Annotated in this window: 14 protein-coding genes; 9 read left to right on the top strand and 5 right to left on the bottom strand. The window is 60.7% G+C overall.

Annotation, left to right across the window (positions count from 1 at the left end):
* The coding region (locus tag AC07V8_RS17025) for an Ig-like domain-containing protein (RefSeq protein ID WP_494680947.1) at positions 1–3,474 on the top strand (3,474 nt) is incomplete at its 5' end.
* Positions 3,475–3,734: 260 nt separating this feature from the next.
* On the opposite strand, the gene AC07V8_RS17020 is transcribed toward AC07V8_RS17025, so the two are convergent.
* Positions 3,735–4,451, bottom strand: a complete 717-nt coding sequence (locus tag AC07V8_RS17020; RefSeq protein ID WP_494680948.1) for a pseudouridine synthase — start codon at positions 4,449–4,451, stop codon at positions 3,735–3,737.
* A 104-nt stretch (positions 4,452–4,555) separates the two neighbouring features.
* Between AC07V8_RS17020 and AC07V8_RS17015 the strand changes: the two genes are divergently transcribed.
* On the top strand, positions 4,556–4,798 hold the full coding sequence (locus AC07V8_RS17015) for an AbrB/MazE/SpoVT family DNA-binding domain-containing protein (protein ID WP_494680949.1): 243 nt from the start codon (positions 4,556–4,558) through the stop codon (positions 4,796–4,798).
* Positions 4,795–5,190: a type II toxin-antitoxin system VapC family toxin gene (locus tag AC07V8_RS17010; RefSeq protein WP_494680950.1), complete on the top strand. Its 396-nt coding sequence runs from the start codon at positions 4,795–4,797 to the stop codon at positions 5,188–5,190. The genes AC07V8_RS17015 and AC07V8_RS17010 overlap by 4 nt, the downstream gene beginning before the upstream one ends.
* A 56-nt stretch (positions 5,191–5,246) precedes the next feature.
* Here AC07V8_RS17010 and AC07V8_RS17005 read toward each other — a convergent pair whose 3' ends face one another.
* Together AC07V8_RS17005 and AC07V8_RS17000 are read right to left on the bottom strand one after the other, a co-directional pair.
* Positions 5,247–6,518 (bottom strand): YcaO-like family protein, encoded by a 1,272-nt coding sequence (locus tag AC07V8_RS17005; RefSeq protein WP_494680951.1) that lies wholly within the window; start codon positions 6,516–6,518, stop codon positions 5,247–5,249.
* A gap of 12 nt (positions 6,519–6,530) precedes the next feature.
* Complete coding sequence (locus AC07V8_RS17000; RefSeq protein WP_494680952.1) at positions 6,531–7,115, bottom strand: DNA-3-methyladenine glycosylase I; 585 nt, start codon at positions 7,113–7,115, stop codon at positions 6,531–6,533.
* Positions 7,116–7,303: 188 nt separating this feature from the next.
* Between AC07V8_RS17000 and AC07V8_RS16995 the strand changes: the two genes are divergently transcribed.
* Positions 7,304–8,155: a D-amino acid aminotransferase gene (locus AC07V8_RS16995; protein ID WP_494680953.1), complete on the top strand. Its 852-nt coding sequence runs from the start codon at positions 7,304–7,306 to the stop codon at positions 8,153–8,155.
* 317 nt (positions 8,156–8,472) lie between these two features.
* Complete coding sequence (locus AC07V8_RS16990) at positions 8,473–8,760, top strand: DUF493 family protein (protein ID WP_494680954.1); 288 nt, start codon at positions 8,473–8,475, stop codon at positions 8,758–8,760.
* Between the two features lie 12 nt (positions 8,761–8,772).
* Here the strand turns inward: AC07V8_RS16990 and gcvA are convergent, their stop codons facing one another.
* The gene (gene gcvA, locus AC07V8_RS16985; protein WP_494680955.1) at positions 8,773–9,699 is read right to left on the bottom strand and encodes a transcriptional regulator GcvA; all 927 of its coding nucleotides are present in this window, start codon (positions 9,697–9,699) and stop codon (positions 8,773–8,775) included.
* Between the two features lie 169 nt (positions 9,700–9,868).
* Here gcvA and AC07V8_RS16980 point away from each other — a divergent pair, with 169 nt between their 5' ends.
* From AC07V8_RS16980 to lipA, 4 genes are all read left to right on the top strand, one after another.
* Positions 9,869–10,183: a DUF2917 domain-containing protein gene (locus AC07V8_RS16980; RefSeq protein WP_494680956.1), complete on the top strand. Its 315-nt coding sequence runs from the start codon at positions 9,869–9,871 to the stop codon at positions 10,181–10,183.
* 4 nt (positions 10,184–10,187) lie between these two features.
* Complete coding sequence (locus AC07V8_RS16975) at positions 10,188–10,829, top strand: glutathione S-transferase family protein (RefSeq protein WP_494680957.1); 642 nt, start codon at positions 10,188–10,190, stop codon at positions 10,827–10,829.
* Between the two features lie 70 nt (positions 10,830–10,899).
* Positions 10,900–11,583 (top strand): lipoyl(octanoyl) transferase LipB, encoded by a 684-nt coding sequence (lipB, locus tag AC07V8_RS16970; protein ID WP_494680958.1) that lies wholly within the window; start codon positions 10,900–10,902, stop codon positions 11,581–11,583.
* 67 nt (positions 11,584–11,650) lie between these two features.
* Complete coding sequence (lipA, locus tag AC07V8_RS16965; RefSeq protein WP_494680959.1) at positions 11,651–12,655, top strand: lipoyl synthase; 1,005 nt, start codon at positions 11,651–11,653, stop codon at positions 12,653–12,655.
* Positions 12,656–12,785: 130 nt separating this feature from the next.
* Here the strand turns inward: lipA and AC07V8_RS16960 are convergent, their stop codons facing one another.
* Positions 12,786–13,793, bottom strand: a complete 1,008-nt coding sequence (locus tag AC07V8_RS16960) for an aldo/keto reductase (RefSeq protein WP_494680960.1) — start codon at positions 13,791–13,793, stop codon at positions 12,786–12,788.
* Between the last annotated feature and the right edge of the window lie 15 nt (positions 13,794–13,808).

The following is a 13,808-nucleotide window of genomic DNA, read 5'->3' as shown; positions in this document are numbered from 1 at the left end:
GACGTCATCGACTACGACGAACGTCCCGCCAACGGTTTCGACCTGCGCGCCGAAGCCTGGCTGCCGGCCATGCCCAGTCTGGGCGGCAAGCTGATGTATGAGCAGTATTTCGGCAGCGATGTCGGCCTGGCCGGCATCACCAACCGTCAGAGCAATCCGAAAGCCTGGACCCTGGGCGTGAACTACACGCCGATCCCGATGCTGACCCTCGGTCTTGATCACAAGCGCGGCGGCGGCGCCGGCGATACCCGGGTCGGCCTACAGCTCAACTATGCGCTGGGCCAGTCCTGGTCCAGCCAGACCGACGCTTCCAAGGTTGCGCAGCGCCGCAGCGTCGCCGGCAGCCGTTACGACCTGGTGGAGCGCAACAACAATATCGTTTTGGAATACCGCAAACAGCAGATGGTGAAATTGGAATTGCCGAAAGAAATCGTCGGCAAGAGCAACAAGACTCTCGCGCTGGCTTACACGGTTGAGGCCAAGCACGGCATACAACGCATGGACTGGCAGCATGCCGATCTGAGCGCCGCCGGCGGCAGCGTCAACCATATGGGCAACAATCAGTTCCAGATCACCCTGCCGGCTTACCAGACAGACGGCAGCAACGTCTATCCGATCAGCGCCACCGCCACTGACACCAAGGGCAATTCCGGCTCGGCATCGAGCATCGTCCGGGTCAATGCGCCTGACGTCAGCGCCAGCAACAGCGTCGTCACGGCGACGCCGACGGCCATCCCGGCGGATGGCAAGAGTAACGCCGTGGTCAAGATCGAGCTGCGCGATGAAGACAATAACGCCATTGCCGGCATGACAGCCGACCTGCTTGCCCCCTTGACCGAAACCTTGCAAAACAGCCAGGTGCTCGCGCCAAACCTGCCGATGCAGCCGGCAACCATCTCCGCGCTGCAGGAAACCTCCGCCGGCATCTATGAAGCCGTGGTGATCGCCGGTACCCGCGTCGGCAGCATCGTGGTCGCCCCGGTCTTTCGGGAAGTCGCCCTGACGCCAGTCACTATCACTACAGGCGCCGACGCCGCCAGCGCCCACATCGCCGACGATGCGATGACCGTCACCGTGGACAACAGTATTGCCAACCAGACGGCCGCCAACCAGGTCCGCGCCATCGTCACCGATGCCGGCGGCAATCCTCTGGCGGGCTTGCCGGTGACTTTTACCCTTGGCGGTTCGGCGCAGGTCGCGGCCGGCTCCTCATTGACGCCGGTCACCGATGGCAACGGCGCCGTTGTTATCCGCTTTACCGATGCCGTGGCGGAAGCTGTGACAGTCAACGCCACGTTAGCCAATGGCAGCAGCGCTCAGGCTGCAGCCCAATTCGTGGCCGACACCGGTACCGCCCAGATCGGCAGCGGCGACCTGACGGTGGATAAAACCACGGTCGTGGCCAACAATACCGATGCAGCGACCTTCGCAGCCATCGTCAAGGACGCCAACGGCAACATCGTGCCGAACATCAGCGTCAGCTGGGCCACCGATCGCGGCAACCTGTCCGCAGCCAGCAGCCCTACCGACGCCAACGGTCGCGCCACGATCAGCCTCACCGGCACCATTGTTGGCGTTGCTCAGGTCACGACCGCTGTGAATGCCGGCGCGGCAGTGAATGCGCCCGTTGTCAATTTCATCGCTGACGGCAGCAGCGGCCGCATCGGCGGCGGCGACCTGACGGTGGATAAAACCACGGTCATTACCAACAACACCGATGCGGCCACCTACAGTGTCATCGTCAAGGATGCCAATGACAACGTCGTACCGAACATCAGTGTCAGCTGGGCCACCGACCGCGGCAACCTGTCCGCGGCCAGCAGCACCAGCGATGCGAACGGTCTGGCCACGATCCGTTTGACCGGCACCATTGTTGGCGTTGCTCAGGTGACGGCTGCTGTAAATGCGGGCGCGGCAGTGAATGCGCCCGTTGTCAATTTCATCGCTGACAGCAGCAGCGGCGGCATCGGCAGCGGCGACCTGACGGTCGATAAAACCACGGTCGTTGCCAACAATACCGATGCAGCGATCTTCACGGCTATCGTCAAGGACGCCAATGGCAACATCGTGCCGAACATCAGTGTCAGCTGGGCCACCGATCGCGGCAACTTGTCCGCAGCCAGCAGCTCTACCGACGCCAACGGCCGCGCCACGATCAGCCTCACCGGCGCCATTGCCGGTATCGCGCAAGTCACGGCCAAGGTAGGCGCGTCGGCGCCGGTCAATGCACCGGCCGTGACGTTCACGGCAGACGGCAGCAGCGGCAGCATCGGCAGCGGCGACCTGACGGTCGATAAAACCACGGTCGTGGCCAACAATACCGATGCAGCGACCTTCACAGCCGTCGTCAAGGACGCCAACGGCAACGTCGTGCCGAACATCAGCGTCAGCTGGGCCACCGATCGCGGCAATCTGTCCGCAGCCAGCAGCTCTACCGACGCCAACGGCCGCGCCACGATCAGCCTCACCGGCACCATTGTTGGCGTTGCTCAGGTGACGGCCAAGGTAGGCGCATCGGCGCCGGTCAATGCACCGGCCGTGACGTTCACGGCAGACAGCAGCAGCGGCGGTATCGGCAGCGGCGACCTGACGGTCGATAAAACCACGGTCGTTGCCAACAATACCGATGCAGCGACCTTCACGGCCATCGTCAAGGATGCCAACGGCAACCTGGTGCCCAATATCAGCGTGACCTGGTCCACCAATCTCGGCACCCTGTCGAGCGTAAGCAGCAACACTGACGCCAACGGTAGCGCCACGGTCATCCTCAGAGGCGCGGCAGTGGGTACGTCGCAAGTGACGGCTGCCGTCAATGCCAATGCAGCAAAAAATGCCCCAGCGGTGAACTTTGTGGCGGATGCAGCGACTGCCGCCATCACGGCGATTGCCTCCTCGAAAACCAAGATCACGGGAACTGGCGAGGAAATCAATACGGTGAATGCCACGGTGGCCGATGCCTTAGGCAATCCGATTGGCGGTGCTACAGTCAACTGGTCAAGCAATCTGGGTAACTTGAGCGGCGCGACGTCCGTCACAGATGCTAACGGTAAGGCCACTATCGACCTGACCGCCATCTTGACGGCGACATCCAATGCCACTGCCAACGTAACAGCCACAATCAACGGCAGTAGCCAAAGCAGTCCAACGCAAGTTCGTGCGGTGATTCAAGCCGGCACCAGGTATTACTGGACCATGCTCAGCGACCACGGCACCACGGCGGAAGCAACCGCCAATACCAACTGCAGCATCTACGGCGGTGGTGCGGTCGCCAACTTGGCAGATCTGGCTGCATTTAAGACGGCAAATGGAGATTTCGCAAGCATGTCAGTTAGCGCTGAGTATTTAAACTACTGGTATTACCTTGGCGGCACATGGGGAACGACGTCGGGTGACTTCCATTCTAGCGGTGGTACTGGTCCCGGTGATACGCAAGCGGGCGGAGGCAGTGGCGGTGCATATGTGTGCACTAGATAAGCAGCCGGCCGCAGAGGGTTTGAAACGCACTGAACTAAAAATCTGACACGAATGTGCCCGATGCTTAGGCATGTATGCGATAAATAGCAATCATTGATAGCATGACTAGCTAGCGCAAAATCCCCCTCGCCAATAACATTAGCGAGGGGGATTTTTTATGAGTTATGGATTCTAGCAATGCGATATGAAAAAAATGCCGTCTTTTTTAAACGGCATTTTTTGACGATATAGCGGTTGTTTGTTTATTTGTTCACACCACCCTAAGCCGGCACCAGCAGGGCCAGGTGCTCCGGCTCCAGGTAGCACCATTCTCCCAATTCCAGCTTCAGCGCGTCGAGCGTCAGGCCGCCGATGGCGGTGCGGCGCAAGGCGGTGCAATGGTTGCCGGCGGCGACCAGCATGCGCTTGACCTGATGGTATTTACCCTGTTCCAGCACGATCTCGATTTCATGCGTACCCAGCATGCGGCAGCTGACGGCCGCCAGGGCTTGCGGCTCATCATGCAGCTTGACGCCGGCCAGCAGGCTTTGCACCAGCTCCTCGGTCACAGGTTCATGCGTGGTGGCGACATACAGCTTGGGCACGTGGCGCTTGGGCGAGGACTGGGCGTGGATGAAGCTGCCGTCGTCCGACATCAGCAGCAGGCCGGTGGTGTCGTGGTCGAGACGGCCGACCGGCTGCACGTCGCGCCAGCTGAATTGCTCCGGCAGGATGCTCAGCACGCCGGGATGGTGGCTGGGTTTGCGCGAGCACTCGATATCGCTGGGTTTGTTGAGCACGATATAGACGTGCTCGCGGTAGGTCCATTCTTCTTCGAACAGGGTGAACACCAGGCCGTCGGTGTCGGGCGTGGATTTATAGTCGGTCACGACTGTGCCGTTGATGGCGACTTCGCCATCTTCAATTAACTCGCGGCAATATTTTCGGCTGCCGAAACCCTGCGATTGCAGGATCCGGTCTAAGGTCAGTTTAGGCATGGCGGCAATGTAGCAGAACGACGCCGGGACGGGAAGCGGGAGCGGCCTTGATTTTTTATGTTCCTTACTATAATGTAAGGAATGATGAAACGGAAAGGAGCAATATGGCTACCGCTACCATGACCTCCAAAGGTCAAATTACGATACCTGCCGCGGTGCGGCTTGCGCTCGGCCTGGATACCGGGAGCCGGGTCGAGTTTGTCGAAATCGAGAATGGCCAGTATGCATTGGTCGCCGCCACCGAAACGGTGCAATCCCTGAAAGGAATGCTGCGCAAACCTGCCGCGGCGGTCAGCATCGAACAGATGAATCAGGCTATCGCCCAGCGCGGGGCCGGTAAACGATGATAGGACTGGATACCAATGTACTGGTGCGCTATATCGCGCAAGACGATCCTAAGCAGTCGCCCAAGGCGACGGCGCTGATCGAATCGCTGTCCGATGCGGATCCGGGATTCGTCAGCCTGGTCGCGCTGGTGGAGCTGGTGTGGGTGATGCAAGGATGCTATCAGGCCAGCAAGGATGAAACCGTGTCGATACTGGAGAAGCTATTGCGAGTAAGGAGTTTCAAAGTCGAGAATGCAGAAATTGTCCTGCGGGCGCTGCATGTCTATGCACACTCGAATGCCGACTTTGCAGACTGCCTCATTGAGCGTTCGGCGGCTTATGCTAGCTGCAGGCAGACCATGACTTTTGACAGCAAGGCGGCAAAAAGCGCCGGTATGCAGCTTATCGGATGACTGGCAGAATAATGCAACCTCCGGCAACCAGATCCTGGCCGCCGGAGGTTCGTTAGTTATGCCTGTTGCTTGGCGGCGTTCAGCTTGGCATAAGCAGCCAGCAAGCGCTGATGCATTTCACAGCCTTCCAGGTTGAGGCCAGGCGCATTCAGGCCGAAGAAGCGTTGTTCACGGCTCAGCAGAGCTTTAGCCTGTTGCAGCGTCGCCGCGCCATACAGATGTTGCAACGACTCTGCATAAGCAGCGGCATCGCCCAGGCCGATCAGGCTTTCGATGCAGCGATACACCAGCTGGCGTTCAACGCTGATCTGGTTGAAATGGCGGATCCAGTCGCAGCCTTCGCGCACTGCGTCGAGATCGCCGATGGCCAGCGCCAGCAGGGTTTTCAGTTCACCGACACGCAATTCCTTCCAGAGCGAGCCGGCATCGGCGGCGAGGCCGATCAGGGCAGCCACCGGACGCTGGTCGGCCAGGCCCAGTTCATTCAATCTCTCCAGCAGGTCGGCGCATTCGTCATCGTCCAGATCGGTCAGGTACAGGATCGGTTCGCGGATATCGTTGCCGACGCCGCTGTTGTCCCATTCCAGGTCTTCCACCGGATAGATGTCGGACATGCCGGGCACCAGGATGCGGCAGGCGTATACGCCCAGGTGGCTGAAATCGGCGACATAGATATCGTGGCCGGTGGCGTGGATGGCGGCTACCGACCAGGCGTAGTCTTCGGCGGTGGTGTGGCTGAAGTTCCAGTCGCTGAATGCGAAGTCCGGCGTGGCGCGCAGGAAGCTCCAGCTGATGATGCCGCTGGAATCGACGAAATGGATTTCCAGGTTTTCCGGCTGGGCGATGTCTTCCAGGTCGAAACTCGGCTCAGGAAAGCCGTCCAGCGAGGCGTCTTTCACCAGGATGCCGAAACCGGCGGCGCGCAATTCGCGGATGCCGGCGGCGATGCACGGATAGCGGGCGAGCACTTCTTCCGGCACGTCCGGCAGGCACAGGCCTTCCTTGATGATGCGGAACTTGACGTCGCGTTCGAAGATTTCCGAGAGGGCCTGGGTGCGTGCTTCGGCAGCGGTGTTGCCGGCCGACATGCCATTGCTCAGGTACAGGTTGCCGATGATGTTGGCCGGGAACCAGACCGTGGCGCCGTCGCGCTCGCGCAGGTAGGGAAGCGCGCAGATGCCGCGTTCTTCGTTGCCTGAGTTGTAATCGACCAGGGTAGTCGCGTCGACCGTGCCTTCCGGGTTGTAGAACTTTTGCAGCTCCGGCGTCAGCAAGCCTGCCGGCCAGTTTTCATCGTCGTCGTTGATTGTGTGATTGCCCGCAACCACCTCAGCGCACAATTACTCCCTTACCTCATGGTGGCGGAAGCACTCGACGCAATGGTCGTTGACCATGCCGATCGCTTGCATGTAGGCGTAAATGATGGTGGAACCGACGAATTTGAAGCCGCGCTTGGCCAGATCCTTGGAAATCCGGTCTGACAACGGGGTTTTGGCGGGATTGCCGCCCAGTAGTGTCCACTGGTTCTGGATCGGTGCGCCATCGACGAAGGCCCACAGATAGGGATCGAGCCCGCCCAGTTCCGCCTGCAGGCGCAGATAGGCCTGGGCGTTGCTGATGGCGGCGGCCACCTTGAGGCGGTTGCGGACGATGCCGGCGTCGGCCAGCAGCGCGGCGACCTTGTCCTGGTCGTAGCGGGCGATCTTCTTGGCGTTCCAGCCGTCGAATGCGCGCCAGTAGTTCTCGCGCTTGTTGAGGATGGTTTCCCAGCTGAGGCCTGCCTGCGCCCCTTCCAGGTTCAGCATTTCGAACAGGCGCACTTCGTCGTGGCAGGGCTGGCCCCATTCTTCGTCGTGGTAGGCCAGATAGCGTGGATTGGCGGGATTGGCCCAGGCGCAGCGGGTAATCGACTTGGACTTGGTCATGGCGGGCTGGCAGGAGAAACGCCTGGCGTTCCCCGAAGTTGAATTACGCACATGCTACCGCACAAAATCATCTGTTGCGGCGAAGGCGGATGCCGGCGGTTCCTGCGCACCCCGCATACTTTTTTTGCATACCCTGCGGCTCGTCGCTGTGCCAGAATGGATTTCTCTACTTTTTCAGGAATCCGATCATGCAAGATCCGCTGGTCTATCTCAATGGCAGCATGACCCCGCTGTCCGAAGCGCGCATCCCGGTGCTGGACCGCGGCTTCATTTTCGGCGACGGCGTGTATGAGGTGGTTCCTATCTACGGCCGCAAATTATTCCGTTCTGAACATCACCTGGCGCGCCTGTTTCGCAGCCTGGCCAAGATCAGTATTCCAAATCCGCATGACAAAGCGCAGTGGATGGCGCTGATCAACAGCGTGATCGCGGCCCATCCGGCGGACGACCAGATGGTCTACATCCACGTCACCCGCGGCGTCGCCAAGCGCGGCCACGCTTTTCCCAAGGAACCGCTGACGCCGACCGTGTTCATCATGACCAATCCGCTGGTGCTGCCGAGCGCCGCCTTGCGCGCCAGCGGCGTGCCTTGCGTGGCGATGGAAGACCAGCGCTGGCTGCATTGCGAGATCAAGTCGATCTCGCTGCTGGGCAACGTATTGGCGGCGCAGAACGCGGCTGAACACGGCGTGGTGGAAGCGATCCAGTTCCGCGACGGCTGGCTGACCGAGGCTTCTTCTTCCAATGTGTGGATCGTCAAGCATGGCAAGCTGATGGCGCCGCCCAAGGACAACCTGATCCTGGAAGGCATCCGCTATCGCCTGATCGAGGAGCTGTGCGCCGCCGGCGGCATTCCTTTCGAGGCGCGCCGGATTGCGCGGGAAGAGGTGTTCGGCGCGGACGAGGTGCTGCTGTCGTCGGCCACCAAGGAAGTGTTGCCGGTGGTGTCGATTGACGGCAAGACTATTGGAAACGGCGTTCCCGGCCCCATATACAAGCAGTTATACGAGGCTTATCAGCAGGCCAAGGCCGCCGCCTGAACGCAGCAGGTTTCTTTCGGGCAGTTGGAAAAATGGTTGCAGGGTGGAGATTTCCACCCTGTTTTCATTTGCACAAGCCATTCTTGCAGAATCCCGCGCCGTTGATAAGTTAGTGTAGTGTTTCGCAGGTAATGACACTTCATAAACAGCGTTTTTTCGCGCCATGCGTCGTTGCAAATCCTCGCGATAGATCCGCTATCGCTCCGGTTTGCGCCTAGCCTGGCACGAAAATACACCATTTCTGAAGCGCCATTACCTACGAAACACTGCACTAGGAGTAAACTACCTGTCTGCAACATCACTGAAGAGCAAAGACCATGACCGACCTGACCAAGCCCATCGCTCCGGAAGAAAGCCTGATCGAATATCCCAGCGTGTTTCCCATCAAGATCATGGGACCGACGCACGATGCTTTCGTCGAGACCATCGTCGGCGTGGTGCTGCAGCACGATCCTACTTTCCATATCGACAAGCTGGAAGTGCGGCCATCCTCCAAGGGCAACTACACCGGCCTGACGGCCAACGTGTATGCCATCCACCGTGAGCAGCTGGATAATCTGTATCGCGCCCTGTCTTCCCATCCGATGGTCAAGATGGTGCTGTAAATCCAACTGGAATCAGGGCTCGGGCTCCCCGGGCCATTCGCTTTGCGCCTTGAAAGCACGGACCTCGGCTGTCAGCCAGCGATGAAAAGCCTGCACCTGCGGCTTGTCCATCGCTTCCTTGGTGCAGGCGAAATAATAGGATAAGGGGCAGCGCGCCACGACGTCGAACAGGCGCACCAGCTCGCCCGAAGCAATTTCCTGCAGCGCAATCGCGTGCCGTGTCAGCGCTATCCCCAAGCCGTCCGAAGCCGAACGCAGCAGCATCGAAGCGTCTTCGATCAGCAGCCCGCCGCTCGGCTCCACCAGGTCCACTCCCGCCGCCTCGAACCAGGGCAGCCAGGAAGATTCGGTGTCCATGCGCAGCAAACTGCACTGCTCCAGTTCCTGCGGCGTTTTCGGCAGCTTGCCGCCGCGGTAGTGCGGACTGGCCACCGGATAATAAAAATCGTCCATCAGTTTTTCCACCACCAGGCCGGGATAGTTGCCGAGGCCGTAGCGCAGGCCGACGTCGATCGGTTCCCGCTCCAGGTCATTGAGGTGGTTGCTCGATTGCAGCACGACTTCGGTATCGGGATGCAGGTCGATGAATTTCCACAGCCGCGGCGCCAGCCAGCGCGCCGCAAACGAGGGCAGGGCTGAGACCGTCAGGCGCTTTTGCTTGGCGTCGAATTTCAGCGTTTCGGCAGCAATCGCGATTTCACCCAGGGATTTGCGGATGGTGGCGGCGAAGCGCTGGCCCTGCTCAGTGATGGTGATGCGCTTGCCGTGGCGCAGGAACAACTGCACGCCCAATTCCTGCTCCAGGGCGCGGATCTGATGGCTGATCGCCCCCGGCGTCACATAGATTTCCTCGGCGGCCCGCGAAAAGCTGTCGTTGCGGGCAGCGGCTTCAAAGGCGCGCAGGGCGGAGAGATTCGGCAGTTTTCTGAGATCGGCCATGACGGACCCGGGTTTGTGTGAGAAAAACTAGCAAGGATGAGGAAAATTACTCGTTTTGTTAACACTCTTCGCTTGATTAAAATAACCCTGTAGAAACAAGGAATGGCTATATCAAGCGCTTGAAGAGGATATGGCGATCAATATACCAGCAGTTTCAAGGAGCAGCATCATGAGAAAATTATTAGCTAACGAGTCTTTGACTATCAGCGCCGGACAAGCCCTGTCGGTGATCGCGCCAGTGGCGCAAACCTTGCAAATCACGCAAGGCCGGGTGTGGGTGACGGTATCCGGCCAGGGCGACGACTACTGGTTGTCGGCCGGGCAATTCCTGCATGTCGCCGCCGACAGCCATGTCGTGATCGAAGCCCACAAGGGCAACAGCGTGGTGCAAGTACAACAGCTGGCTGGCCGCCTGCCGGCAGTCAGCGCCCGCGCCGGCTTCAGCAAGCCGCTGACGCCGCGCGGCACGCCGGCGGCCTGCTGATCCGATGGCGGCTATGCAGGATCAGATCACGTTCTACGGCAACGCCGATTCGGGACACGCTTACAAGGTCGGCCTGATGCTGGCGGTCAGCGGTCTTGCCCATACTTACCAGTCTATCGATATCGGCCAGCCGCGCCATTTGCGGCCTGAGCCGTTCCGCAGCCTCGCCAAGTTCGGCGAGGTGCCGTTGCTGGTGCACAACGGGGTGCCGTATATCCAGTCCGACGCTATTTTGATGCACCTGGCCGAGCTGAGCGGCGGCTTCGGCGCGGAATCGCCGCTGCGCATGGCGCGCGTGCGCGAATGGCTGTTCTGGGAAGCCAACCGGCTCGGCATGTGTTTGCCGCAGCTGCGCTGGGCGCGCAGCTTCGCCCCGCAGGATTACCCGGCCGGCGCCATCGGCTGGCTGCAGAGCCGTTTTGATGTCGATATCGCCAAGCTGGAGACAGAACTGGCCGACGGCCGTGCTTTCATCATCGATGATCAGCCGACCATCGCCGATTTTTCCCTGTGCGGCTACCTGTTCTGGGCGGATGCCGCCGAAGTCGTGCCGCCGCCGCGTGTTGCGGCCTGGCTGCAGCGCATCAGCCGATTGCCAAACTGGCAATCTCCCGAGGACTTATTGGCTCCCTTACTGGCCCCCTGAGGACCTGGCGGCGCGTTGGCGTGCAGCCGCTTTTGCACGCCGGCCGCCTTTTTTCGTTACACTTGCGCCTATGTCCAGTGCGCAGCAACTCCGTTCCCCCGATTACCCGCCCAGTCCTCAGATCATCCGGCGCGGCGTCGAATCCTACCCCGTCAGCTTTGAAGCGATGCGTGCGTTCACTGCCGCCCGCACCACCGATACCCCCGACCAGCTGTGGATAGTCGAGCATCCGCCGGTGTATACACTGGGTTTGGGCGCGGATCCCAGCCATGTGCTGGCGCCGCACGAAATCCCGGTGATCCAGAGCGACCGCGGCGGCGAAGTGACCTATCACGGCCCCGGCCAGGTGGTGATCTACCTGCTGCTGGACTTGCGCCGCCGCCGTCCCGCCGCCCGCGTCTTCGTGCGCGAATTCGTGCGAAGTATCGAGCAGGCGGTCATCGACACGCTGGCAGCGTATAATCTGGCCGGTGAACGCAAGCCCGGCGCGCCCGGGATATATGTCGCCGACGGCGCCTGGCAGGGTGCGAAGATCGCCGCGCTTGGCTTGAAAATAAAGGCCAGCGGCTGCACCTACCACGGTGTATCGCTCAATGTCGCCATGGACCTGACGCCATTTTCCTGGATCAATCCGTGCGGCTACGAAGGCCTGCAGACCGTCGATATGAAAACGCTGGGCGTTGATATAGCGCTCTCTGAGATGCAGTTAGCGCTTGCTGACCACTTGATAGAATCACTTAACTGTGTGACTTAACTGCGTGACTTAGTTACGTCACTTAACTGCGCGATTTAACCGAGCGCCCCCGGGACTCCACCAGACCATGACCACAGAAACCACGCCGTCGCTGCCAACCGAAGCCGCTGTTGCTACCGCCAGCTACAATCCATCCGAAAAGCAGAAGGGCGCCAGCAAGACCGCGCGCATCCCGATCAAGATCATCCCGATCGAGCGCCTGAAAAAGCCGGACTGGATCCGCGTCAAGGCGGCCTCGCCTTCCTCGCGCTTCTACGAAATCAAGGACATCCTGCGCGCCAACAGCCTGGTGACGGTGTGCGAAGAAGCCAGCTGCCCGAATATCGGCGAATGCTTCGGCAAGGGCACTGCCACTTTCATGATCATGGGCGACAAGTGCACCCGCCGCTGCCCGTTCTGCGATGTCGGCCACGGCCGTCCCGATCCGCTCGACGTCAACGAGCCGGAAAACCTGGCCAAGACCATCGCCGCGCTGAAACTGAACTACGTGGTCATCACCAGCGTCGACCGCGACGATCTGCGCGACGGCGGCGCCGGCCACTTTGCCGAATGCATCCGCTACGTGCGCGCGCTGTCGCCCAGCACCCGCATCGAAATCCTGGTGCCGGACTTCCGCGGCCGCATGGACCGCGCCCTGGAAATCCTCAACCTGGCGCCGCCGGACGTCATGAACCACAACCTGGAAACCGCGCCGCGCCTGTACAAGGAAGCGCGTCCCGGCTCCGATTACGAATACTCGCTGAACCTGCTGAAACGCTTCAAGGCGCTGCATCCGAACACCCCGACCAAGTCCGGCATCATGGTCGGCCTCGGCGAAACCGACGAAGAAGTGCTGCAAGTGATGCGCGACATGCGCGCCCACGACGTCGACATGCTGACCATCGGCCAGTACCTGATGCCAAGCGGCAATCACCTGCCGGTGCGCCGCTATGTGCATCCTGACGTGTTCAAGATGTATGAAGAAGAAGCCTACAAGATGGGCTTTGCGCACGCGGCGGTGGGCGCGATGGTGCGCAGTTCCTACCATGCCGACCAGCAGGCGCATGACGCCGGCATGGTGGTCAGCAAGTAATTCGTTTTCCCCGAGCTGCAGGGCAGGGCGGCTTGCCTTGATCCGGCAACCAACGCTGAAAAGCCATATCTCTCTTTGAGTGATATGGCTTTTTTCTTTTACAGCGAGGATCTGGCCCGGCCAGCGGCGATCAGCGATTGATCAGGTCCAGCCCAGGTGCGTCATAACGCTGGCCGACCACCAGGTCTTCATCCAGCACCGCGCGGATGGCGGCCAGTTCGTCGGCGCGCAGCACGATGTCGGCGGCTGCGGCATTTTCTTCCAGGTGTTTGATCTGCCGCGCGCCCGGAATCGGCACGATGTGTTCGCCTTGCGCCAGCAGCCATGCCAGCGCCAGCTGCGCCGGCGTGCAGCCGCGTGCGTTGGACAGCGGCGTCAGCGCTTGCAGGAGGATGCGGTTGCTCTGCAGCGCGCCCTCCTGGAAACGCGGCAGCATGCGGCGGAAGTCGTCGGCGGCAAGTTGATCATTGCTGCTGATTTTGCCGGTCAGGAAACCGCGGCCCAGCGGGCTGTACGGCACGAATCCTATGCCCAGTTCGGCGCACAGCGGCAGGATTTCCTGTTCCTGGTCGCGGCTCCACAAGGAGTATTCCGACTGCACCGCGGCGATCGGATGCACCGCATGGGCGCGGCGCAAGGTGGCGGCCGACATTTCCGACAAGCCCAGATGGCGCACCTTGCCGGCGCGCACCAGGTCGGCCATGGCGCCGACCACGTCTTCGATCGGCACTTGTGGATCGACCCGGTGCTGGTACAGCAGGTCGATGGTTTCCACGCCAAGGCGCCGCAGCGACGCTTCGGCTACCTCGCGTATATGCTGCGGCCGGCTGTCGACGCCGGCCAGGCGCGCCATACCCTGCACGTCCTTGCTTTCCGGCAGGATCTTGAAGCCGAACTTGGTGGCGATGGTGACCTTGCCGCGCACTGCCTTGAGGGCGCGCCCGACCAGTTCTTCGTTGATATAGGGACCGTAGAGTTCGGCGGTGTCGAAATGGGTGACGCCGAGATCGACTGCATGCTGCAAGGTCTTGATGGAGCTGGCGTCGTCGCTGGCGCCGTAGCCGAAACTCATGCCCATGCAGCCCAGGCCGATGGCGGAAACTTCAAGGCCGTGGCGGCCAAGTGTGCGGGTTTTCATTGATTTGTTCCTTGG

This window comes from Collimonas sp. GW821-FHT02H07 (assembly GCF_059421505.1).
Note: the sequence above shows the minus strand (reverse complement) of the source record. Positions and strands in the feature narration are given on the sequence as shown.